Origin of the sequence: Bradyrhizobium sp. LTSPM299, assembly GCF_000938235.1 — a bacterium.
In the GTDB taxonomy this organism is placed as follows: Bacteria; Pseudomonadota; Alphaproteobacteria; order Rhizobiales; family Xanthobacteraceae; genus Bradyrhizobium.
Genome location: NZ_JYMU01000049.1, coordinates 619,234 through 642,664, shown reverse-complemented (window position 1 = coordinate 642,664; position 23,431 = coordinate 619,234). Strand labels below are relative to the sequence as shown.

12 protein-coding genes are annotated in these 23,431 nt (G+C 61.1%); 6 read left to right on the top strand and 6 right to left on the bottom strand.

The genetic code is table 11. The features are described 5' to 3' along the window. Positions 1–141: 141 nt before the first annotated feature. Genes brxL through UP10_RS26185 form a run of 6 tightly spaced genes read right to left on the bottom strand, consistent with a single transcriptional unit; the run spans position 142 to position 12,849 of the window. Positions 142–2,196, bottom strand: coding sequence for a protease Lon-related BREX system protein BrxL (gene brxL / locus UP10_RS26210; RefSeq protein WP_044590044.1), 2,055 nt, complete (start codon positions 2,194–2,196; stop codon positions 142–144). Beyond that, the gene (gene pglZ, locus UP10_RS26205; protein ID WP_044590043.1) at positions 2,193–4,529 is read right to left on the bottom strand and encodes a BREX-1 system phosphatase PglZ type B; all 2,337 of its coding nucleotides are present in this window, start codon (positions 4,527–4,529) and stop codon (positions 2,193–2,195) included. The genes brxL and pglZ overlap by 4 nt, the downstream gene beginning before the upstream one ends. Continuing rightward, the gene (locus tag UP10_RS26200) at positions 4,526–8,029 is read right to left on the bottom strand and encodes an Eco57I restriction-modification methylase domain-containing protein (protein WP_044590042.1); all 3,504 of its coding nucleotides are present in this window, start codon (positions 8,027–8,029) and stop codon (positions 4,526–4,528) included. Before UP10_RS26200 ends, pglZ begins: the two co-directional genes overlap by 4 nt. 10 nt (positions 8,030–8,039) lie before the next feature. Then, positions 8,040–11,489 (bottom strand): BREX system P-loop protein BrxC, encoded by a 3,450-nt coding sequence (brxC, locus tag UP10_RS26195; RefSeq protein WP_044590041.1) that lies wholly within the window; start codon positions 11,487–11,489, stop codon positions 8,040–8,042. Continuing rightward, positions 11,486–12,049 carry a BREX protein BrxB domain-containing protein gene (locus UP10_RS26190; protein WP_044590040.1) on the bottom strand — a complete coding sequence of 188 codons (564 nt, stop codon included), beginning with the start codon at positions 12,047–12,049 and terminating at the stop codon, positions 11,486–11,488. Before UP10_RS26190 ends, brxC begins: the two co-directional genes overlap by 4 nt. 2 nt (positions 12,050–12,051) lie before the next feature. Beyond that, positions 12,052–12,849 (bottom strand): hypothetical protein, encoded by a 798-nt coding sequence (locus tag UP10_RS26185; RefSeq protein WP_044590039.1) that lies wholly within the window; start codon positions 12,847–12,849, stop codon positions 12,052–12,054. A gap of 301 nt (positions 12,850–13,150) precedes the next feature. Between UP10_RS26185 and UP10_RS26180 the strand changes: the two genes are divergently transcribed. The 6 genes from UP10_RS26180 to UP10_RS26155 all read left to right on the top strand — a co-directional run bounded on the left by UP10_RS26180 (position 13,151) and on the right by UP10_RS26155 (position 23,427). Then, on the top strand, positions 13,151–14,452 hold the full coding sequence (locus UP10_RS26180; RefSeq protein ID WP_283807678.1) for a metallophosphoesterase family protein: 1,302 nt from the start codon (positions 13,151–13,153) through the stop codon (positions 14,450–14,452). 2 nt (positions 14,453–14,454) lie between these two features. Further along, a complete protein-coding gene (locus tag UP10_RS26175) occupies positions 14,455–18,009 on the top strand; it encodes an ATP-binding protein (protein WP_044590038.1) in 3,555 nt (1,184 codons plus the stop codon). Between the two features lie 179 nt (positions 18,010–18,188). After that, on the top strand, positions 18,189–18,881 hold the full coding sequence (locus UP10_RS26170) for an RNA polymerase sigma factor (protein WP_044590037.1): 693 nt from the start codon (positions 18,189–18,191) through the stop codon (positions 18,879–18,881). Beyond that, a complete protein-coding gene (locus UP10_RS26165) occupies positions 18,874–19,491 on the top strand; it encodes a hypothetical protein (RefSeq protein ID WP_044590036.1) in 618 nt (205 codons plus the stop codon). The genes UP10_RS26170 and UP10_RS26165 overlap by 8 nt, the downstream gene beginning before the upstream one ends. A 2-nt stretch (positions 19,492–19,493) precedes the next feature. Beyond that, the gene (locus UP10_RS26160) at positions 19,494–22,853 is read left to right on the top strand and encodes an ATP-dependent helicase (RefSeq protein WP_044590035.1); all 3,360 of its coding nucleotides are present in this window, start codon (positions 19,494–19,496) and stop codon (positions 22,851–22,853) included. A gap of 82 nt (positions 22,854–22,935) precedes the next feature. Beyond that, on the top strand, positions 22,936–23,427 hold the full coding sequence (locus UP10_RS26155; RefSeq protein WP_044590034.1) for a hypothetical protein: 492 nt from the start codon (positions 22,936–22,938) through the stop codon (positions 23,425–23,427). Positions 23,428–23,431 lie beyond the last annotated feature (4 nt).

Below are 23,431 nucleotides of genomic sequence, written 5' to 3'. Positions count from 1 at the left end.
TACACGTCGGTCGAACAGCGGGCCAATCCGGATCTCCGGACACACCAACGAAGCCGCTCCGCGTTGGATCATCGAGAAATCCTGGCTCAAGCCGAATCTGCAGGTCGCCAAGCTGAGCGGTGTTCCGACCCGCGGGCATCATTATTCCAAGAGCGCCTTGAATACGGCGTCGCTACCATCCTTGTAGAACTCAATGCTTATCTTCGTCCAAAGGTCGTCTGGCAGGTCATTCAACTGCCGGCGCGCGGACACCGGCATCAGTAGCGTTTGTGCCTGTTTGTCGATCGCAAGCTCTGCAATTCGGACAGCGTTCGGAATCATTTCAATCGAGCCACCGAGGTTGAGCGCGCCTACAACGATCGTCCCGCCACGCGTGTTGCGTCCAAGAAGGCCACCGCACAATGCGACAAGCACTGGAACCCCCAGCCCGGTTCCTGTCCTGTCGGAATCCATCGGCCGCATCTGAATCGAGAACTCTTCCTCCCGTGGATTTCGATCTCCAACCAGTTCCTTGGATCTAGTGTAAAGATTTTGTTCGCCAACGCGTACACTCTCGCGAAACGCAGGTGGGGTGGGTTGATTTAGAATCTTGACGCCGCTACCGGGTCCGCAGGTCACGTCTATCCGATAGAGCCCGGGGCCAGTTTCGCCTGCGCCCAAGCTGACGCCCCAAACCTGACCGGGCGGCAGCGGATCGCTCTCAATCGCTTCATCGCTATGCAGCTCTGGTGTCGACACGAACTGCTCGGCGCCATCGGGACCCAAAATATAGCTGAAATGCGTATTGCGAAATTCACTTTTGAAGACGCGTCGCTGCTGCTCCTTCACACGGCGCCTGGACTCCAAGGCAACTCGAACAATCCACTCCAGATCCTCGTCAGGGACGGGCATTTCGGAATCAGGAAATAATAGCTTTGTCAGCCCACTTACGGTCTTGTTGACCGCCTCGAGGTCTCGACCGCTGAGCGCACCGCCCAGATGGACGCGACCCTGCAACACCGAAACGCGGTTACCGGCGCGTAGCCGGGTCCAACATTCGCTGAGGAAATCGCTCACGAGACCAAAGTGATCTGTCAGGTGTTCGCTAGGCTTCAGCTTCGGATAGTCCCAGCCGGGCGCGTAGGCATGAATTCGATCCATGAACGCCGTATCATCGCGCATCTCGGGTGGCATCGGGCTCAGGAGGTGACCGACCTTCTGCTGTTGTTCTACATCGACGTCTAGATTTCCGACCATCACGACGCTGCCTTCGGCGCGGATGCTCTCCTTGCCACGGCTAAATTGGCCCGAAGCCATATAGCCTTTCATGATGTTGACGCCGTCCTTCTGGTCGAAGGAAATCCCGGAAACTTCGTCGAAGCAGACGACATCATATTGGCAGACCAAGCCACGTTGCCCGCTCGCGTTGTTCACGAACATCTTCGCGACAGTCGCCTTACCGCCGGAAATCAGATGGGCATAAGGCGAAATCTGCTGAAACAGATGGCTTTTGCCAGTTCCGCGTGGCCCGAGCTCGATGAGGTTGTAGTTCCGCTCGACGAAGGGGATCATGCGCAGCAGGACGACGCGCTTTGCGCGTTCATTGAAAGCGGCTGGTTCGAGACCAATTGAACGCAGCAAAAAGTCGATCCATTGATCAGTGCTAAAGCTTCCACGGGCCTTGGCATAGACGTCAAGCACGTCGGCCTTGGACATTTGGATGGGGCGAAGAGACGACACGCCGAAGGGGCGCCCACCTTTTTCTTGAGCGATGATCCCGTCGTACGCGAGCGTGACCTCGGCATAAAAGCCGTCTGTCAACATCCGCTCATTGTCGCGCACGAGCTGATCGTCGATGCGGACGTCACGCAAATTCAAGCTCGGAAGTTCCGCAACATAGCAATCGTTTTTTGCGTCAAGCTTTGCACGGAGAATGTCGATGATCTTGATCGATCCCATCTCTTTGGCACGGGCTTTGAACAGTTCTTCCTCGCCGGTTCGGACGGTTCGATCCATGAGCTGCTTTTCGACGATCTCCAGCCCTTCGGCGATTTCGCTTTCGTTGACGCTGGCACAATAGCGTCCGAGCAGGAACTCGACGACATAGGTTGGAACCGGATACTGGCGGGAGTATTTTCGCACGAGGTCTTTGCGCACAAGGTATCCGTCGAAGACCGAGGCAGCCAACTTGTCGAGTTCATCGAGTTCAATGCTCATGCGTCTTCTCCGACCGTTGTCGGCTTGGAATCGAGCACCCGTCCCGATGCGTCGGTGACGACAACCGAGGCAGCGGCTCCCTCGTGTTTGTCGTCCGAGACAGCGAGGCTCGCTTCGCGGTTGCTTCCTAATTCTTTGGCAGCCGCGACGATGCTCGATGCAGCCTGTTTCCAATTAAGGCGTAGATCGACTTGCAACCCGTCGGCATTGGATTTCACAGCTACCCTGCATCTCATGCCCCGCCAGCTGATCTCCGTGATTGTTGCAGCCACCGCCTCTTCCCCCCGCTCCACGATGAGTTCAGGAATGACGCATTCCTGAAGGCTTATGCCGCCATGTGCGTATTCGCAGTTCGCCACAAAAGCGCCAATGCCCGGTGGCGAAGCGATGCGCAGCACTGGGTTCCAGTACCAGGGGTAGGTGGGAATGTTTGGGGCGGAGCCACCTTTGACGGCGGCGCACCGGGACCACTTTGTTGCAACCAAGTGCGGGGAAAGCTCGACCTTCGGCAAGCCGCCTGGAAGAAGGAGCCACCCATGATCCGTGACAACACGAACCCTGCTCCATCCAGCGTTCAGCAAGCCGCTGATACGATCGAGTAAGGAATCGATTTCTGGATCTATCTGACGGACAAGAAGAGCATCGAGTGAGTGCCCAAGCGTGTCGAGCTTACCGCTCTCGGTCCAACCGCCCCCTTCGCCACTTGCGGCCATTTTGGACTGATCTAGGTCGAGAATTTCGACTCCCGCACGCGCCATTACATCGCGTAGCCGGGAGGCATTCGCGGGCTGGCTGCTCGATGTGATGATCGGAGTGAAGTCTTCAGCATCGGCTTTGCCGGAACACGACCCATGCGCGGGAGACGCGACCGGTTTCGCCGTCGCGGTAACGGTCGGTATCGGTGCGATTCGATGCGAAATTCGCACCCGCAAGCCTTGGGCTTCCAGGCGTTCCTGCAGGGTCGCGCCCACATCAAAGCGGAGCCCATCGGCAAACAGGACGCACGAGTCGCGTTCCGCGACGACGGCTGTGGTCAGCTTGTGTGGATCCACACCGGGCGCGGACATCAGCTCCTGAAACCGACGCGCTGAGCGATCGAGCCACGTTTCGTAAAGCGCCCGAACAACCTTCGTCACCAAGCTATTTTCAGCGCCTTGTTTCAGACGGCAGAGCGCATCCATCGCTGCACGATCACAGCGCCAGCCGTGGGACGCATAGTCGGCGGCAATGGCTTCAATCGTGGGGCCGCCCAACGTCGTCTTGGCCGCTTTCGCAAGCCGTCCAAGCGGCTCAAGGGCCACCGCGTAGGGGCTCTCTCCGAGTTGCGCCCAAACCCAACCCCGCCGTTCCTTGTGCTCACTGTCGAGCTTGCCGACTTCTTCGCAGGCCTGTGCGTGCGGCAGAGACAGGATGGCTTCGAATTCCTTGCGAAGCCTGTCCTCCTGCTCCTCGTTGAGTCCAGGCCGGCGGGAATGGTCGGCGAGGCCAAGCAGGTCGCGCGGGCGGGCTTGACGCAACACAGCCGACACACCTGGATAAAGGCGCGGTGCATCGCAAAAGCGCCGCCAGACGTCATCCCATTTACCGCCCCCATGAAGCAGCGCATCGGCGGCTCCTTGAGTTCCGTCCTCATCTGGATCGAAACTAAATTCACGCCAGCAAATATCTCTGAAGGTTGCCCACCGATTTGGATCGCAGCGTCCCTCGAATCCGTCCTTATCGCTCATCCAGCTGAGCAAATCGCGAACTGGATCGCCGATGGCCAGTCTGTCGAAATCGTCAGCTTCGAGCCGGCGTCCACGAAGCCCGGCGAGCGGCTCGGGCGCTAGCAACGCCAACGCTCGCAATACGGAGTCACGCGTACGATTGTCCTTGGCGATGTCGAGCCCGATGCCATCCTCGGACGTCAGGAAAGCATCCACGGTCCAATCTCGACCGTTACGCTGGTGCCAAATTGCGCCACGATATTGAAGCTCGATGAGGGGCTGAAGGAAGGCGGAGCAATCGCCGCTGGCCCGTAGATCCTGCCGGCTCACGTTGGGCAGATAGATGATCGGCACCACATCCGGGGGAGGTGAGCTGTCTGGCAGGCTCCGCTCGATGACACATTTAAGCCAGATGACTGGCCCCTGCCGTTCGTCAGGCGCGAAGGAACCGAGAGCGTAGAGCTCCGGTAGAGCTTTCATCAGCGTCGCAACAAGTGGTCGCCACTGCCCGTCTGTGTCCGTCCAAAGGAGCGCGACTGGTGCGACGGTGCCATCCGGTGAGCGCAAAGCACCGGCGAAGGACTCCTGCAGAGCGTCGATGAGTGTTTTGGGTGCCGAGAGGGTCAAGCCTTGCCTCCCGCCGACGCGCGGTGGCGATCGCGAGCAGCCTGCTTAACTGCGCGTGTGTAGTGGAGATGGTTCCAGCGGTTGCCGTCGAATTCAGCGCCGCCGACAAAATTTATCGTAGTCTCGTCCCAGTCCCAGAACCAAGGATAGTCGATCTTGTCGCGGGTTGGCTCCTTGCCGCGGTCCTTATCCCATTTGACCTTCGGCATGCTCCGAAGGATGCAGGCGCTCGCTCCTCGACCATTGAGCGGTTGGGCGGTCATGAATGGACGGATATTCATTCGTACGCCGTCGTCGATGTCCGGGTCCCAGCCGACCGGCTGCTCGTGCAGCTTCTTCCAGCGCACGAAGCTGTCGTATGGCGGTTCACCTTCCAGTATCTTAATGAGTTCGGTCTTCAGATGCTCCGCATGAGCAAGGCGCGCGTCCGCACCCTCGGCACCCGCCTTCTGGTCGGCGCGCTGCCGGTCGATCCAGTCGCCGAGATAGGAATAGATCAGCTTCTCGAGCGTCCGCCGGCCCTCGCCGTTCGGTGCAGCGAGCCGATGGTAGTTGACCAGCGCATGGAAGCCGTCGCGCCGCCCATCCCACACGTGCCAGACGAAGGGGCGCTGGTGGAACAACTCGCAATGCTGGGTGAAGAAGCCGTCGCGCAGCCAGTCGTCGAGCGACTTGCCAGCGAATCCAACCTCGGCGAGTAGGCTCGCGAGCTTAGCCGCAGACCACTCAGCGCCGAAAGCATCAGTGAGGAGCGCATTTAGGCGTTGCTCGGCGGGTGGCTCGCCTTTAAGCGCGGTGAGGCAGATAATACCGTCACTGTCGGCGTGCTTCTCAAGACCATCAGGCTTGAGTTGAGGAGATTCTGGAAATCTGGAGCCCATTTGTCTTGGCCAGCGATAGCCTACAAGCCTGCTAACAGCCACTTGAAGTGGGGCATCTGAACCCTGAATGACTCCAGGGTGTAGCCATTGTGTGGGATCGGGGCACGATGCCGCCGGCTTGCCATTAGGAAAGACATTGGATGCAATGGTGGCCCAAGCATTGCGATCAAAATCCACCTTCAGGAAAGAACTTTCGGTCACCGAAAGGGCAGGATCAACTGACCGGACCGCTTGGGGAAATCTGCTATCAAGCAGAAATGCGGTCAACGCCAAACGATCTCCCTCGCTAATGGGCGTTATGGCTGCGGCAGTGCCGTCGAAAATTGTCCCCAGATACAGCGAACGATAGAGGTGCCCCGTCACAGAAACTGCGACGCCGAGCTTTCCCCACGCCGGCTGGCCGCACACGCGCGCACGATTTGATTCAGCAAGGGAGCCGGCGCCGGACTCCCAACGCAGCACACTGTGACAGCCGGAAATAGAGACATTGCTCTCAGGCGCCATCTGATAGAATGACCAGTCTGAACCGAGCTCCGGAAACTCCCAGAAGCGGCATACATACCGATTTGTATCTGCGGTAAAGACACCCTGATTGGAAAACGCGAATGCCTTGAGTATTTTCGTCTGATCTATTTCTTCGTCATTGATAATGTAGTCAGGATTTTGAAGCTGCGTTCTCTGTAATACGACACGTGGCTCGGTGTTCCGAAGCAGTTGGGCCTTTTGCGAAATCTCTTTGGTTATGCCCGCATCTACGCTGAAGTATTGCCCCTCTGCAGATGGCGTCTTCCTTGTCAGCCCCACGAGAAGTGTCGTTGCGGCCCACCAGTTCATATCCTGAAAAGCAGCTGGTCCGAGACGAGCGATGGTGTTCCACTCTCGGCTTTTCAAGAATGACCGGCGTATTTTCTTGAACGTTCCGAGAAAAAGCCAAGTCTGGGGCGTCACAAGTGCAGCGCTGCCATCCTCTGAACAGAAATCCAGACACCGCTCGACAAAGCATGTCGCTAACTCCGCCTTCGCCTCCGGGTATTTCGTATCGCAATAGTCCTTTATGATATCGTCCTGCTTTCCACGCCCGAGATATGGGACATTCGTCGCCACCAACACAAACCGCCGTCCAAGCAACTCCGCCGCCTTCGCCATCCCCTGCGCAGCCACGGCCATCTCCGCCAGGTCATCGCTCCCAGTCGCTGCCAGGATGGAACCAAGGAGAGGCTCCAACTGTACAAATTCGGCGTTGAAGATGTCACCGCCGGCGCGATGCGGGTCGATCAGGCTGCCAAGCCAGGGTGCCTTGGCGAAAAGGTCGTAGAGACCTTCTAGACCGTTCCTGACGCGCGCCTCTAAGCCGGTGGTTAGCAGGTTTTCTTCTATTCCCAACAAGTCGCGCTTGGCAGCTGGATCGGCGGCGGTCACCGCTTGCGCCGCTAGCTTCAGCCATTCCGCCTTAGTGACACCGATGGTGAGACCGGAGCAGGCGAGATTTAGCCTTGGCAGTAGGCGGTAGCCCACCATGCGCCAGACAGCGAAGGCGAGATTGAAGGCCGCGATTTGTGTGCAACGGGGATCGATCTCCAATCCGAATAGATTGTCGCGTAGCACCAGTTCGACCGCCGCCGACTTCGACAGGCCTTCCTCAGACATGCGGAAAGCAACGAGGATGGGTAGTGCGAAGACCAGAAAGTGCCCCGACCCCATGCAGGGGTCGAGCAGCGTGATTTCCTTCGCGGCTTTGGGCCAACCCCCGAACGCGCCGGCGGCCGGACGCCAGAGGCCTTCCGCTCCTTCCTCAACGTCGTCTCTGACGAAGCGCAAGTACTCCCAGTCGATATTGCCGACCTTGCAAGCCGCGCGCAATGCCGCCTCGTCCTCCGCTGATGTTGCGAGGCTCGGGTCTCGGGCAAGCACCTTCCCGGCCCACCAAGCGCCAAGCGTGTTGTGAAGTAGGAAGAGGACCATGTAGTCCTCCGTGAAAAGCTGCGTGACTGCCGGCAGCTCGTCCGCGCCGATCTTCACCTCGGACTTGTTGACCTCGTCCTTCTTATCCGCCTGCCAGAATTGGTAGACCCACCCGAGGCTGTCATCCGCTTCGAACGCCGCCTTCGACAGACCCTTCAGCAGGTCCTCCATTTGAGAGCGGGTTTCCGGCGGCAGCGCGATCTGCAGCACTGGATCGTCCTTGCGGAAGATCTGCGGCAACATTTGCTCGGCGTAGTCGCTCGCCAGTTCTAGCCAATCCGTCGCCTTTTCGCGGGCGAGTTCTTGCACCTCATCGAGAGTTATAGCGACACCCGACTCCGGCTCGATCAGGAGGTCCGTCTCAGCCAAAAAGCGCGCGAACAGCATGCGGTGCCAGTGCTCGTAGGCGCATTCCTGAGTGAGTCGCGCGGTGTCTTGTATGCCCGTCTTTGTGTCGCGCCGGTCTCCAAGCTGACGGCCATGCGCGCGGAGGCGATTGCGGAGCGTGCGTTGCTCGGCCGAGAGATGTTTCGGTGCATCAGTATCACCCACGCCAAGCTGCGCTACGGCCTTGCGGGCACCGGCCTCGGCCACGCGCCGCGCCTTCTTGACGGTGGTCTCAAGGTCCTTGCGTAGGGTCCGGTCAAGCGATGCCATTGTGCGCTCCTCAGTTCACCAACACTGGGCCGTTGGCGACCTTCGACAGCAGCATCGTCTTCTGCCGGTCGATCCAGGCTTCGACCTCAGCCGGATCCCGAAGCGTCGAGCGCTCGAGCGTTACAGTCTGCACCTTTGGCTCCAGAAGTCGCGCCGCGCGCTCTATGGCCTGATTGATTCGGCCGGCAATAGTGTCGACTTCGGCCTGGATTCCGGAAAGCGGTTTGCGGTCCAGCGTGTCGGCGAGTGCTTCATCCGTTGCCACATCCGGCCTAGACGGCGCGGTGAGGCCGACCGCGGATCTGATGCTGTCCTGATCGGACGGCTTCAGCTGCACCCAGATGCCGTTCGCTGCCAGCGTCGCGTTCGCAGCGGTGAATGCTGCCTCGTGCGCAGTGTGGCCCTTCTGAACGGCGTCGCGCAAAAGGGCGGCGAGAGCCTGGCGCACCGTGTTGGCCGGGTCGGCGGCTTCAAGGAGAAGACGCTGCGAGCGGATCGCATCGATCTGGTCGAGCTGGGGCTTCGCCTCAGGGATCTTTGCAGCGTGTTTTGCAAGGCGGCCTACGACACCCCAAGCGGGGAGGCGCCTTGCGATGAGGTCGCGCGTTCCACCCCAAGCCTTTATTCTGTCCTCCCACTCGGTCCCCTTGTTCTTGATGGCGACCAACTGCTCATTCCCGATCAGCCGTTGGACATCGTCTATCTCGGTAAGCGTAGGGGCGGCTGGGAGCGGAGCATCTCCGCCCGCGGCCTTCGCCAACGCAACCAGGCCGCTGAGGAACTCGCCGGCGCGCGCGGCTTCCTCGCCGCTCTTGCAGGGCAGGCCGAGGACCTGGAACAGTTTGCGCAGGATCAGCCTATCACCCACCGATAGTGTCGCGTGCTCGACGCGGAACTCGGCCTTGGCGATCTTGTTCTGATCGAGCTGGCCAAGCGGAAGCGCTTGACCGTTCAAAGTAGCGGTAAGATGCTGGAGCCGATGCAGGGCAATGAGCGCGGCATCGACAGCGTCGCGGGGCCAGCCAAACGGCGAGCTGCCGAGCGTCTTGCGGACGTCTGACCCGGACTTGCCGGCTCCGATCGTCGCGATCACCTGCTGGCAGACGGAATGCTTCTCGGTGGCATCAGTATGGCCAGTTGGTTGGAATGGATGATCCGCTCCCTCCCGGGCCCGCTTAATGACCGCTTCCCAAGCCGCTGAGTCCGCGTCCTTGAATCGCGGGAACATCCGAACCAGCGAAGCCTCTGTGGCGGTCTTGATCCGCTCATCCAGCGACGCCAGCAGCACCTCACTTCCGCCGCCCTGAAAGACCTTGGCATTCGCGACGACGTCCCGGATCAACCGATCGCGATCGCCCACTGCGCGCACGCGGCGACTGTCCATGCTTTGGCGGGCTTCCTGGCCTTCCGCTGTCGTTGGATTGCCCTTGGCATCGAGCGTTTGCTGGGCGGCATCGGCCTCGACGATCAGCCGCCGAACGTCTTCGGCCGACTGGCGCGGAATAAATACGAACAGGATCGGACTATCGGTGCCGGCAGAACGCGCGGCCTCTAGAACATCTTTCTCGGCGCAGGACCAGCCATCGCGAATCCAGATCGGGACGCTGCTGCCATCGACAACTGGCGCGGTCTGTTCTCGATGGATCAGAAATTGGCGTGGTTCTTTCGCCGCGCCCTGCATGATGCGGATTGCACGAACCGATTTATCGATATCGCCGTACAAAAGTTGGTCGCGCTTGAACTGGATCCCCGCGTCGTCGTTGTTGAGCTTGGTTTGCCGATTGCGGAATTCACGGTCCCAGTCACTGCCTTCTCTTGTCTGAAGACGATACTCGTCGCCGACCAGCATCAGCATGCCCTGGTCGCTCAGCTTTTTGAGGTTGTCTTCCACCTCCGACCGCAACTTGCCGTTGTCTGCCGCCAAGTCATCGATCAGCAGATCGGCTATGTGGTCTTTAGTGGCGCGAACGCCGATATCGGCGCCGGCTTCGCGCTTAAGCTTGCCGATCAGGAAGACGAGGCCGCAAATGCGCTGCGCGATAGGGCCCTCGGCTCGACCGACCATGATGATGCGCTCGTTGATTTCGCGGAGCAGCACACCGGTGTTCACCATCTCTGGCGCGAGCGCCTCGAAAAGTTCGTCGGCAGGCACGACGGAACCGAGATGACGTTCGGACACCTTGGCGACCGCGTCATGTATGATACGCAACTGTGAGCGGAGCTGACTGCTCGTGCCGGCCGCATCGATTTGGCGGAAGCAATTCTCCCAAAACCGTCGCCGAACCGGCAATAGCGGGTAATCATCGACGATGATCGCTCGATCCTCGATCGTCTCGCCGATGCGCGTGCCTTGAAGTTGCCGCGAAATTTCACCCGCATGCTTGTCGAGCAGAGCACGCACATCCGCAACTGCGGTCGGCTTTTTTTGCAACAGCACCTTGCGAGTGACAGTTTCGACTTCCGCGTCCGACAGCGGGACCCGGATCGTGAAACGGTCGAGCAAGTATGTCAGAAGCTGAATTTCGGTCAGCGCACTTTGGCCAGCCGCCACGACCATGACGTGGCTATCGAGCTGCTTTGAGACCGCTTCAGTAACTTCGGTAAGCAACGACGCACGCTGCTGCGAGTCACCGATGTACTGCTGAGCTTCGTCGAGAATGAGCAGTGTGCAGGGCAGCCGGCCATCTTTGGCCCTAAGTCTCAGCGCCTCCTTCGCGACCAATAGAAATTGTTCCGTGGTGATGTCGGAGGACTGGGGTGGAAATTGCGCTTTGAGTAACTGTTTCGCTTCTGCTTCGCTGGCGGCGAAGTTGGCGTCGGTCGCCATAACAGCGCGGGCGATTGGACCGCTGACATAGAGGTTGTTGAGTTCACGCTCAAAGGTTTTGCCGCTCGCTTCGACGGCTGCCTTCACCTTGTCGAACTGCCCCTGCGAGTGCAGCCATAGGCAGAATCGGGCTTGTGGATATTGCTCGGGAAGTCCGACAGCACGAAGCAGAATGGACAATATCGTCAGCCGAACGTTATCGGTGGTGCCGCTGGGCAATGCGCCGGCGGCGGCGATCAAGCCACCCGCCCGTCTTCCTACAATGTCTAGTTCACGGAGCAGAGCACGAAGGTCTTCCGGAATCGACGGCACAAGACTTCTTGCAGTAGCGCCATCCGGAAAGCTTGTGTCTTGCCAGAGGTGGCAGAGCATCTTCAGCAGGTGCGATTTACCACTGCCGAAAAACCCGCTCACCCATGCACCGCGTTGGCTGGTCTTTCCGATACTGTCGAGGAAGGAACGGATTATCTTTTGTACACCATCCGCGTATTGCCCCTCGCAGACGAATGTCTCGAGTTCGCCCCGTAGCTCGGATTGGGTACGTTCGTTTCGGCTGTCCGAAATCCGTGCCTGACCCTGATTTACCAGCGGATGGGAGGCGGGATCGCGCTGCAGGGTGTCTTTGATTTTCATGGCGTTTCTCCTTCACCGTGCAACGTGATCGGCACGGCGAGGTAATTCCAACCGTCGCGCGCATCGAGTAGCCGATAGTTGTTGCGCTCAAATTGACCGGGGAAAAACACGACGAGGCGTCCCCGAATATCGGCCTCTACGATCTTCAGCACTTGAGAGATGCGAGCGAATCCGAATAGCGCGCCGACACCTAGAACGGCTACAACCGAATGGGGCGTGACATCGGACTTCTGAAGTTCCGCCCGGAGGCGTTCTGCCACGAAGTCGGGAAACTCTGCATCGAGCTTTAGCTGAAGATCCTCCGGCGATCGGAAATATTCATCACGATAGTCGTCGGCAGCCATCCACTCCGCGAAGGTGCCGGCAAGGTCGATTTGACGCCAGTCGTGCCCCGCCTCTCGGGTGGCAGTTTCAAATGCAAGGAGGCGAGCCCGCAAGGTGCGTTCAAGCTCTTTGTCGTACACCACCATCAGTACGCGTTGCGCGCCGGCGATTGTGCGCTGCCAGGGCGTGGCGATATGACGTCCGTAGCGCTCGGCGAGATCTTCGATGCGCGCCATGATTACGCCCTCACGGTGTAAGGATCTAGTCGCGACAAATTGAGCTCGACAACATCACCCGCCATTCGCAAGTCGAGCAAACCAGACCGTTTCGCATCGAGTGCGAGCTCGCGTGCCCGAGACGGGTCGCAATCGAGCACCCTCAACCACCCGCACGAGAAGATTTCAGCACCACGGAAGCCGGCAGCATGGGCCAGGTAAATGGCAAAAGTTACTACGGACGTTGACGGCAGCACTACTCGCCGCTTCTTGAATGTTCGGCCCTCCAGATGGCCCGATTGTGCCCAAGTGCTCGCCGCATTGCGGCACACCTTTTCCAAGGTGCTGTCGTTCAGCCGATCTCCGACAGCAGCTTGAAGGGCTCCCTTCAATGAAACGCGCTGAAGCTCGGCATTGGCCGGCATAGCGACGATTGCGGGGCAGGTCGCTGCCAGGAGCGGGTCTCTGGCGATCGCCGCCAGAAGGGCGAGAAGTGGTCTGCCGTCAGAGCGTATATCCCACAGCCTGCGAAGGACCCGGAAGAGAGGGATCGCGGGATCCAGACCATAAAGTTCGCCAAGCCGTTGGTTGCTTAGTCTGCGCGTAGAGGCGGTTGGTTTTGACAGGCAGTTGCCGTCGATGATTGCCGCCGCGTAGTCGGCCCGCCGAGCGTCCTGACTTGTTGCCTCCAGGACCTGGCTGAGCTCCTCCAACATCATTGTCCGACTGGTGTGCGTACCCTTCGCTCCGAATCGGAAGCCGACCGTCTCTGCTTCCCGGGTGGCTCCTGAAACCAACGAAAAAACACCAGTCAATTCCATCCAGTCACCTGCTCCGCCGGCAAACTTGCCGGCGGACGATGCGCGATCTTGACTCAGCCGTCAACGTATATTAAGAACTTTTCGGCCGGCAAAGTTGCCGGCGAGCCGATCGGTAAAATCGGATTTTCGCCTCACCACAAGATATTGGGGATGGCGCGGATTGCTGGACTATCGCGTTCTCTTTATGTTCGATCTCAACTAGGCTTCCAAAATCTTTTTGGCCCGCGCTTCCGGAAAACCCTGCGGGATTTCGCTCACCTAGTGAGGGACAAACCGGTGTAGCGGAACCGCCACTGCACAGGTGATCGCCACGAGATTCGATTCGGAGGACATTGTATTGCAGCCATTTCGCTTCATTCATACTGGCGACATCCATCTCGACAGCCCCTTGAAGGGGCTTTCCGGTCAACAAGGCGCGGCAGCCGAACGGATTCGCACCGCAACGCGCGTGGCGTTGGACAATCTTGTTGCCCAGGCAATCGAGGAAGAGGTCGATTTCGTCGTAATCGCCGGCGACCTCTATGACGGCGATTGGCGCGATTATCAGACCGGGCTTTTTTTCGTGAAGCAGATGGGCCGCTTGGCGCGGGCCAAGATCCCCGTCTTCTTGCTCCACGGCAATCACGATGCCGAAAGCCAGATCACGCGCAAGCTCACATTGCCGACCAATGTCAGCGTGTTTTCGGCGCGCAAGGCTGAAACTTTCCGGCTGCCGCATCTGAACGTCGCCCTGCACGGCCAGAGCTTCCGGCAGCGTGACATCACGGACAACTTGGTCCCCGCTTATCCGTCACCAGTTACCGGCTGTTTCAACATTGGCGTCTTGCACACCGGCTTGGGCGGCATGCCGGGACATGCGAACTATGCGCCATGCGCCATCGAAGACCTGATCAACAAGGGCTACGACTATTGGGCGCTCGCGCATGTGCACCAAGCCGCTGTTCTCCACGAGCGGCCGCATGTTGTGTTCTGCGGCAATCTGCAGGGCCGTCACATCCGCGAAAGCGGCGCGAAAGGCGCTTCGCTGGTAACGGTCGAGGACGGCCAGGTCGCGGAGATTTCGCCGCTCCATGTTGACTGCGTGCGCTGGATCCATTTGCCGGTTCCGGTGGAACGGTGCAGCGCTGCTGCCGACGCCGTCGAGCGCGTTCGGCAGGCTATCGAAGTGGCTGTCGAGCGCGACGCGCAAGGGCGTCTGCTCGCGTGCAGAATCGAGCTGACGGGGCAGACCGGATTGCACGGCGAACTGCTCGCGTCGGCAGATCACCTCCTTGCGGAGGCAAGGGCTGCAGCTCTCGGCTTGGGCGAGGAGGTAGCGTGGATCGAGCGTCTCGTCGTCGCGACCGCGAGCCCCGAAACCGCAGCCTCACGCAAGGACGCGTTGGGCGACCTTCAGCGTATCATCGAGAGCGCTGGCAGTGACGCCGAACTGCAGGCGCGGCTCGCGACGGATCTAGGCGATCTTGTCCGCAAGCTGCCCCACGACATCCGCACAGATACGGACGACGCTGCGCTCAAAGCAGCCATCGACGGCAACATCGCAAGCTTGATCGCCCATGGCGGAGCGTATCTCAGCGCACGCCTCGCAGCAGAGAAGGTGTAACCATGCGCTTCCGGCAGCTTGATCTGCTCCGATACGGCCACTTCACGGACGCCACCATCGCCTTGCCGGCCGGCAAGCCGGACTTTCAGGTGCTGCTCGGCGAGAATGAGGCCGGAAAGTCCACGGCGATGAACGGCGTCGAAGACTTACTCTTTGGTATCCCCACCAATTCGTCCCGCAACTTCCTGCACGAGTACAACACCATGCGCGTGGGGGCGCTCCTGGAGAAGGGGAGCGATACGCTCAAGGTGCGCCGACGCAAGGGCAACAAGGATACGTTGCTGGGCGACGATGACACGCCCATCTCTTCGGGCGAGGGTGCGCTTGCCCCTTTTCTTGCCGGCGCCGACCGGAGCTTCTTCACACGCATGTTCAGCCTCGATCACGAGCGCCTGCGCCAAGGCGGCAAGGAAATCTTGCAAGCGCAAGACGATGTCGGCCAGATGCTGTTCTCGGCAAGCGCCGGAATCACGGGCCTGCGCGAGACGCTCAAGGCCATGGAGGCGGAAGCCGACTCGCTTTGGGCGGCGCGCCGCGCGGCGCACCGAAAGTATTTTCCAGCAGAAGAGCGACTGAAGGCCGCCGAGGCCTCGATGCGCGACAATGTCGTGACGGCGACCAAGTGGCAGTCCCTCAAGAGCGCGTTCGAGACGGCCAATGATGCCTATGGCGTCATCGAAAGCGAAATCGAGCTCAAATCGGCGGAATTGCGCAAGCTCAACCGCATCCGCAGGGTCTGCCGCAACGTGGGAAAGCGCGCGGAGACTCAAAGCGCTATCGACGCGCTCCGCGAGGTCATCCCGTTTGATGCGGACGCTTCCAATATCCTGGAGAAGGCCGCGAAAGACGAAGCTGCCGCCACGGCGCGCATCGCGACCCTGAGCGAGCAGATCGCGGCGCGTGAGACGGAATGCGCGGCCTTGATCTTCGACGATGCGTTGCTGACACGTGCCGAAGACATTGCGCAGCTTCATGACCGCCGTATTCAGGTGCGCGCCGAGAAAGCCGATCTCCCCAAGCGGCGGGCGGAATTGGCCGCGGCGGAAGCAACCCTCAATCGCCTCGCCGGCGAGCTTGAATGGAGCGGAGATATCGATCGGTTGATCGCGCGCATTCCCGCCAAGGCCAAGGTTGCGGTCCTTCGCGGTTTGCTCAACCGCCGCGGTGCGCAATCTGGCGCGGTGCAGAATGCGCAGAGCGCCGTGGCCGAAGCCGAGGAGAAACTCGGCGAGATCGCAGCGGAAATCGAAGTCCATGGGCCAGCGACGGATGTCTCGAAGCTCGCGACGGTCATCAAGGGCACGCGCGAACTTGGCGACATCGCCGGCCAAATCGCCAATTCGAAACGCGAGGAGCAGGAGGCGCGAACCGCAATTGCACGCTTGCTGAAGGCCCTGCGGCCGGCAGTCGCCGATGCTGTCGTCCTGGAATCGATGGTGGTTCCCCCGCTGGCTTCGGTTGAGGCCCACCGAGACGCTTGCCGCAGCCTGGAGCAGCGGCAGCGTACCTGCGGCGAACGGATCCGCAATGCGGAACAGGAGCGTGTCCGGCACCGGAAAGCCCATGAACGCATCGTCGCCGACGCGCACGTCGTGGCTGCCGACGAGCTTGAACGCTTGCGCGGCCGGCGTGACACCGGCTGGTCGATCATCCGGCGCCGCCATGTAGAAGGTGTTGCGGTTTCCGAAGACGAGATGGCGGCCTTCGGTCCGCCCGATGCGTTGGCGCAGGAGTTCGAGGCCGCAATGCGCGGTGCAGACAGGGCTGCCGATCGACGCTTCGAGCACGCCGACGCTGCCGCGCAGCTTGCGGTCATTGGCCGCCAGATCGGCGAGCAGGACGATCTGCTGGAATCCTTGGGTCTGGAAGAACAGGCATTGGCGCAAGAACGCACAACCCGGGATGCCGGCTGGGCCGCGCTGTGGTCGGCCGGCTCCATCACGCCGCAAGATCCAGACTTGATGATCGAGTGGCTGCGCACGCGGTCCGAGATCCTGGACCTGAACGCGCGGCTCTCGGCGGCTGAGCGGCATACAGGTGGATGGCAACAGCGCGAGGACGAAGGCAAACGTCTCGTCATGGCCGAACTCGAGACGTTGGGGGTTTCCACAACCTCTCTGGCTGCCCAGCCGCTCCATCTCGTCATCGAGACGGCGGCGGCGCAGGAGCGTCGGCACGAAAACGCCGCCAAGACGGCCCGCGATCTCAATGAGGCCCACCGCAAGGCGGCGGGCACGGTGGCGCGCAAACGCAAGGATCTGGAAAAGGCCGAGGCGGAGTGGACGGAGTGGACGAGCGCGTGGCAAGCTGCCCTGAAGGCGCTGCTACTCGCCGCGACGGCGACGCCTGAGACGGCCGAAGCGCAGATCGACGCCATCGACGACATGCGCGAGGCGGCAGTCCGGATCAACGAACTGCGGCATGAGCGTATCGAAAAGATCGAGCGCGATGTGAAAGTGTTCGAGGCCGACGTGGCGGCCTTGGCGCAAGCCATTGCACCGCGCCTTGCCGGCACGGATCCCGACGAGGCCGTCTTGGAGCTCGATCGCCAGGCTGCAGACGCGGCGCGCGTGCGGGACCTGAAGGCCGCGAAGGATTCCGACGTTGCCGGCTTGCAGGAGAAAACCGATCAATGCCGCGAATCGAGCCGTGAAGCGCGCGAAACCATTACACAGCTCCAGCAGAAGGCCGGCGTCGCGTCGACCGACGAATTGCGGATCGCAATTCAACGCTCCGACGAGACGCGGAAGCTCAAGGCCGAGCTTGATCGGATCACGACCGCGCTGATGCAGGATGGCGATGGTCTTTCGGTTACGGAACTCGACGCCGAGTGCTCGGGCATCGACCCGGATGCCATCGCGGCCAAAGACCAGACGGTCACCGAAGAAGTGCAGGAATTGCACATTCGCCAGATGGAAGCGCGCGAGGCCCGCAACACCGCCCGCCAGGCTTTTGGGGCCATCGGCGGGGACGACCGGGCGGCGAGAGACGCCGCGGATCGGCAGGCAGCGCTCGCCGAGATGACCGAGATCGCCGAGCAATATGTGCGCCTTCGCTCTGCGATCGTATTGCTGCAATGGGCGATCGACCGCTACCGGCGGGAAAAGCAGGCGCCCATGCTCAAGCGCGCGGGCGAGCTGTTCGCCATCCTCACTTGCGGGTCTTTCCAAACGCTGCAACTCGAATTCGACGAACACGACAACATGCACCTCGCCGGCCTGCGCCGCGACGGCCGTCGGGTCCCGGTTGCCGGCATGAGCACCGGCACCGCGGACCAGCTCTACCTCGCGCTCCGGATCGCCGCGATCGAGGACTATCTCGACCATGCGGAGCCCATGCCATTCATCGCGGACGACCTGTTCATCAACTTCGACGACAAGCGCGGGGCGGCCGGCTTCCGCGTCTTGGGCGAGCTCGCCAAGAAGACGCAAGTACTGTTCTTCACGCACCACGAGCACCTGCTGGAGGTCGCGCGAAAAGCCTTGGGTGCCGCAATCACCGGCGTTACGCTGCCGGTGGCCGCGAACCCGCCGCAGCCGCGTTCGGAGGCGGCGTGAGTGGTCCGATCCCCGGTCATTTCCTGCAAGGTACATTAACACGATGCTATTTTTTTGTTATTTCAATGGCTTACCTAACACAATCTGCGCTTGAAGAAATTTTCGGAGCCCGCTTCCGGAATTTTCGATGTGCGGTCGCTTCCAAGGTAGGGCCGCCCTTACGGATCGCGAGGTAAGACATGAAGACAGGTGCAAAGACGCCAGAGGAACCGCCCTTGCCATTCGACCTTGAGGGCTGGAGGAGCGTAGCCGCCGGCGACCGGCTGCGCCTGCTCCGGCCCGAAGATATTGTCGCCGCGATACAGCGCATCGGCCCGAATGGCGACCAACGTGTTCTTGCCGACCTTATCACCCACGTCTCGGGCGAGTTGTTGCGCATCATCAAGAGGCTGGTCGGCAAGAACCAACGCAATGAGGGTGAGGACATTATCTGGCGCGCGCATCACCAGCTGATCGTCGCCGTGCTCAAGCCGGATTCCAAGGACGGCCAGGCCCTGTGCAAGACCTTCAGGACGTGCGTCGAGTTCCGCCTCGCCGACGCGATCCGGGCGGAGCGGAAATATGCGCTCCGCAACCAGCCGTACAAGACGCAGGCCGGCGTCACCGATCACGGGGAAGAGGTGATCGAAACGATCGAGCCGCCCGACGAGGGGAGCGAGCAGGTCGTTGACGTTCAGCGGCTGCTGAACAGGATTACTGATCCGAGAAAACGCGAGGCCTTCCGCCTGCACATGGATGGATGCCCGCTTGGCCCCGGCATCGGCACGACGTCGATCGCAGAGCAGCTCGGGATCAGCGCAAAAACCGCGGGGGAGTGGGTCGCCGAGATCAAAGCTTTCCTCAAGATTGAGATAGGAGCCGCCCATGAATGAACAAGACAGAATCCCCGACCGGGACGAAGTGTTGTTTGCATTCCACCAGACTTGCGACAACCCGACCGCAGAGCAACTGAACGAGTGGACGCGCCGGTATCCGCAGTTCGCCGATGATATCCGCGAGCATGCGGCCATGCGCGTCGAGTGGGCTTCGGATTCGAATGAGCAAGACGACCAGCCCGACGAGAGCATGCTCGCGCGCGGCCGCAGCCATGCCTTGAACCTACTTCACAGCGCGCGTCAGGAATCGGCCGCCGCACAGACCGTCCCGGAAAAGACATGGCCCCAAGCCTTGTCGGCGGCCGGCTTCGACATTCCGCGGCTTGCGCGGTGCATCAACATCGATCGCATGGTTCTGGGCGAACTGAATTCCGGCCGCATGCGATTGCCGTTGGGCCGCCGTTTGTCGGATACGCTCACCGACGTTCTCGGCATGAGCGCCGATTGGCTTGAGCGCGCAATATCCGGCCTTTTGGCAGGACCTAAGCGATTGGGACATGCCAAGGCAGATGAGCAGCCCACCATCAACACGCGATCATACGCGGAGATTATTCGCGCCAGCTCCATGTCGGAGGATGACAAGCGCTATTGGCTTGGCGAGGAGTAGGCATGGACGCTTGGCGGGATATCCGGCTCAAGGCGCGCGAATGCCACCGCCAGGCTCTCTTTAAATCCAAGGGTGTCCGCAGGGCACCCGGATTGCTCGGAGCCGCGCTCGAAGAGGAAGACCTGCAGCTCGCGCACTATGCGCCGGGCTCGGTCGTCAGCAAGGGCGTCTATGGATTCCTCGATCGCCCCTCAAAGATGATCAACGTCGCGAGCGGCCAGAGTCCGGAAAACGAGGCCGTCGTGACGGCGCATGAACTCGGTCATTACAAACTCCACCGTGATCCGCGCAACGAAGTAACCGCGCTCGCGCCAGGACTGGGCGGCGATCCGATTGATTCAGGCGCGGGCCGGGTTGAAGGCTACTCACCGCGCGAACGCAAGGAAGTTCAAGCCGATGTTTTTGCCGGCGAGTTCCTGTGCCCGGCGGATTGGCTTCGCGAAGAATTGCTGGCACACGGCCGCAGGCCGGCGGACATCGCCAAGGACATAGGCGTCCCACCGGGCCTAGTCCTGAATCAGGCTATCCGCGCCCTTCTCCTACCACCCCTGGCAGCGCCTTCGCCCGCCAGCCCCAGCCCAAGCTACACGCTGGATCCCGGCCAGCTTGAGGCCGCGACTTGGAGCGCCGGCCCGCTCCTGGTCGATGCCGGGCCGGGCACCGGAAAAACGCGCACGCTTGTCCATCGCATCCAGCACCTGTTGGAAAACGGAGCTTCGCCCGCCTCGATCCTTGCCCTCACCTTTTCCAACAAGGCCGCCGAAGAAATGCGCGAACGGTTGTCCGCGAGCAACGCGGATGCCGCGATCGAAATGTGGGTAGGCACCTTCCACGCGTTCGGGCTCGAACTCATCACCAAGTATTATCAGCGCATCGGCCGCACGATGAATGTGCGCATTCTGGACGAAGCCGGCTCGCTCGCCCTGCTCGAAGCAAACCTGGTCCGCCTGCCGCTGCGCTACTTTCAGAATCTCTACGAACCGGCTTATGAGCTCGTGCCTGTGCTACGGGCGATCTCGCGGTGCAAGGACGAACTTATCACCCCGGTGGCATACCGGGCCGCCGCCGAGGCCGCCCGCAGCGCGGCGGTGACCGAGGACGAACGCGAAGCCGCCGGCAAGGCGCTCGAAGTTTCCGACATCTACGAGATTTATGAGGATGCGCTGGCGAAGGCGGACGCCCTCGATTTCGGGGATCTGGTGCTGCTCGCTGCGCAAGCGCTCGAACAGAACCCTGACTTGCGCGCCGAATATCAGACCCGCTTCGAGCACATCCTCGTTGACGAATACCAGGATGTGAATCTCGCGAGCGCCCGGCTTTTGCGGGCGCTCGCGGCACCGCTAGCCGATGTCTGGGTCGTTGCCGATGAACGGCAGTCCATTTACCGCTTCCGCGGCGCAGCACCGAGCAACGTGCAGAGGTTCGTAACCGATTTTTCTGGTGCGCGACGCTCGCTCGGCATCAACTACCGCTCCGGCTCGCCTGTGGTGCAGGCGTTTCAGACGTTCGCCGCAAGCATGCAGGCCTCGCCCGGCGGACATTGGACCGCTCAGCGCGGAAGCGTCGGCGCAATCCGCCAGATCGTGGCGCCTTCGGTGGCGACCGAGGCGGCCGCCATCCGCGACCATATCGAGCAAGCGCGCGCAAATGGCATCCCGTATAGCGAGCAGGTCATCTTGGCGCGCAGCCATCTCACCCTCGCGCGCATCACCGGCGCGCTTGAGCAGCTTGGCGTACCCCTTCTTTATCTTGGCGATCTCTTCGAACGCGAGGAGATCCGCGATTTGCTTGCTCTGATCTCGATCGATGCCGAACCCGGCGGCATTGGCCTTGTCCGGGTGGCGCAGTTGCCGGAATACGGCGCGTCCAAATCTGATGCGCTTGCCACCATCAAATGGGCCGAGGCTAACAATCTGCATATCCTCGACTCACTGCGCCGGGTCCCGGAGATTCCGGGCCTGACGCCGCAGGGCAGCGCGGGCCTAGCACTTCTTGCGAACCAGCTCGACGGCTTCGGACCGGGCACCTCGCCCTGGACGCTTATGACGATATGGCTTTTCGAGCGCAGCGGTTACCTCAAGTCGCGGCTGGCGGCCAACGATCCTAAGGCTCAGCAACAGCTCGTCGCCATTTATCAGCTTCTCAAGGTCTGCGGTGAAATGGCGGCTGACGGCGATTCCACCCGCAAACACATGCTGGCGCGCGTGCGCCGCATCGAAGCCCTGAATGACGATCGCATGTACCGAGCCGTGGCTTCGGAAGCATCCGACCTTAACGGCGTGCGGGTCCTCACCGTTCACGGCAGCAAAGGGCTTGAGTTCAGAGCTGTTCACCTGCCGGCACTGGCGACGCGGTACATGCCGGCGAACCGTCAAGGCGTCCGCTGCCCGCCGCCGCCGAGCTTGCCGCATTTGGCAATCCATCCCGCCGATCATGAGGCGGAAGAAGAATGTTTGTTCTTCGTGGCGCTCTCGCGCGCGCGGGACTTTCTGTTCTTGAGCCGCGCCGAACGCTACAGCGCCAGTCAATCCGCGAGCCCGTCCAAATTTCTGTCACCCATCAACGCGCTGGCCCCGGCGGCGCGGCGCAATGATTCTCCGCTGCCGGCCCGGCCCGCGCGGACCCTCGCACCGCCCGGCGCGCGCACGCTTTATCAGGAGCGGGAGCTCAGTCTCTATATACAGTGCCCGCAGCGCTATCAGTTTGAGGCCTTGGACGGGCTTCGCGCCATTCGCGACGACTCGCCGTACGTCCGCTTCCACCGCTGCGTGTTCCGCACGATCGGCTGGCTCGAAACGCAGCGCGCCGCCGCCACACCGTCCGATCTTCCCACTGCGCTCGCGCAGCTCGCTCAAGAATGGGCGGTGCGCGGGCCGAAGGGGCACGGTTTCGAGGCTTATTACCGAGCCTCCGCCGAAACCATGATCACTTCGATGGTTGACGTGATTGCGGCCGAGACGGGAAGCTATGATCAGGGCGAATGGATCGTTGATGTTGGCCGCAAGCAAATCGCGGTGACGCCTGATCGCGTCGTCATCGCTCCCGACGGCACGGTGCACGTGCAGCGCATCCGCACTGGGCGCAAGACCAAGTCTGATCCTGCTAACCGCATTTATGCGTTGCTCCGCCGCGGCGCTGCGGCGCGCTATCCCGGGCGGCGTGTCGTGATCGAGGCTTATTACCTTACCATCCGGGAAGCGGTACCGATTCCGGCGGGTAAGGACGACAAGTTGCTTGAGGAATACACCGGCGCCATCGCCGACATCGAGCGTGGCGCATTCGCGCCCGCGCCGGAGGATGCACGGCGCTGCCCGAATTGCCAGTGCTACTTCATCTGCGATTTCGTCCAGGGCGTCTCCTAATCGCGCTTCCCGAAAATTCCGCCTGGCGTCGCTTTCTCCTTAGGGGGCCCAATCAAGGGCCGCACACCAAAGGAAATGAGCGATGAGCAAGACGATCATCTTCATCCAGGCCGAGGGCAACGCCGGCGTCACCGAGGCCGAGATCATGATCCCGGCGACGGTGCGCGACCTGCACGAGACCTTCAAAACGCACGGGATCGATTTCGACAAGGAGCTCGAAGCCTTCGTCGATGAGGCGGATAGCCCCCTGCCGCACGACGCCAAGACTACGGTCGACGGCCTCAAGCACGGCTCGCGGGTCCACGTGACTCGCTGCAAGAAGATCAAAGTCACGGTCCATTACATGCACCACACCATCGACCGCACCTTCGCGCCCGGCACCCGCGTGCGCACCGTCAAGCAGTGGGCCGTGCGCGAGCTTAAGCTCAATCCGACGGATGCAGGCGAGCACGTGCTGCAGCTCTGCAACAGCACGACCCAGCCGCCGACCGACGTCGCGCTTGCGGAGCTGGTCAACGGTCGGAGCTACGACGTCTGCTTCGACCTCGTTCCCGAAAAGCGCATTGAGGGCTGACGCG

Coding starts and splice junctions, on each gene's coding strand:
- brxL (WP_044590044.1), bottom strand. CDS start 2,196: ATGAGCATTGAACTCGATGAACTCGACAAGTTGGCTGCCTCGGTCTTC.
- UP10_RS26200 (WP_044590042.1), bottom strand. CDS start 8,029: ATGGCATCGCTTGACCGGACCCTACGCAAGGACCTTGAGACCACCGTC.
- brxC (WP_044590041.1), bottom strand. CDS start 11,489: ATGAAAATCAAAGACACCCTGCAGCGCGATCCCGCCTCCCATCCGCTG.
- UP10_RS26190 (WP_044590040.1), bottom strand. CDS start 12,049: ATGGCGCGCATCGAAGATCTCGCCGAGCGCTACGGACGTCATATCGCC.
- UP10_RS26185 (WP_044590039.1), bottom strand. CDS start 12,849: ATGGAATTGACTGGTGTTTTTTCGTTGGTTTCAGGAGCCACCCGGGAA.
- UP10_RS26175 (WP_044590038.1), top strand. CDS start 14,455: ATGCGCTTCCGGCAGCTTGATCTGCTCCGATACGGCCACTTCACGGAC.
- UP10_RS26170 (WP_044590037.1), top strand. CDS start 18,189: ATGAAGACAGGTGCAAAGACGCCAGAGGAACCGCCCTTGCCATTCGAC.
- UP10_RS26165 (WP_044590036.1), top strand. CDS start 18,874: ATGAATGAACAAGACAGAATCCCCGACCGGGACGAAGTGTTGTTTGCA.
- UP10_RS26160 (WP_044590035.1), top strand. CDS start 19,494: ATGGACGCTTGGCGGGATATCCGGCTCAAGGCGCGCGAATGCCACCGC.
- UP10_RS26155 (WP_044590034.1), top strand. CDS start 22,936: ATGAGCAAGACGATCATCTTCATCCAGGCCGAGGGCAACGCCGGCGTC.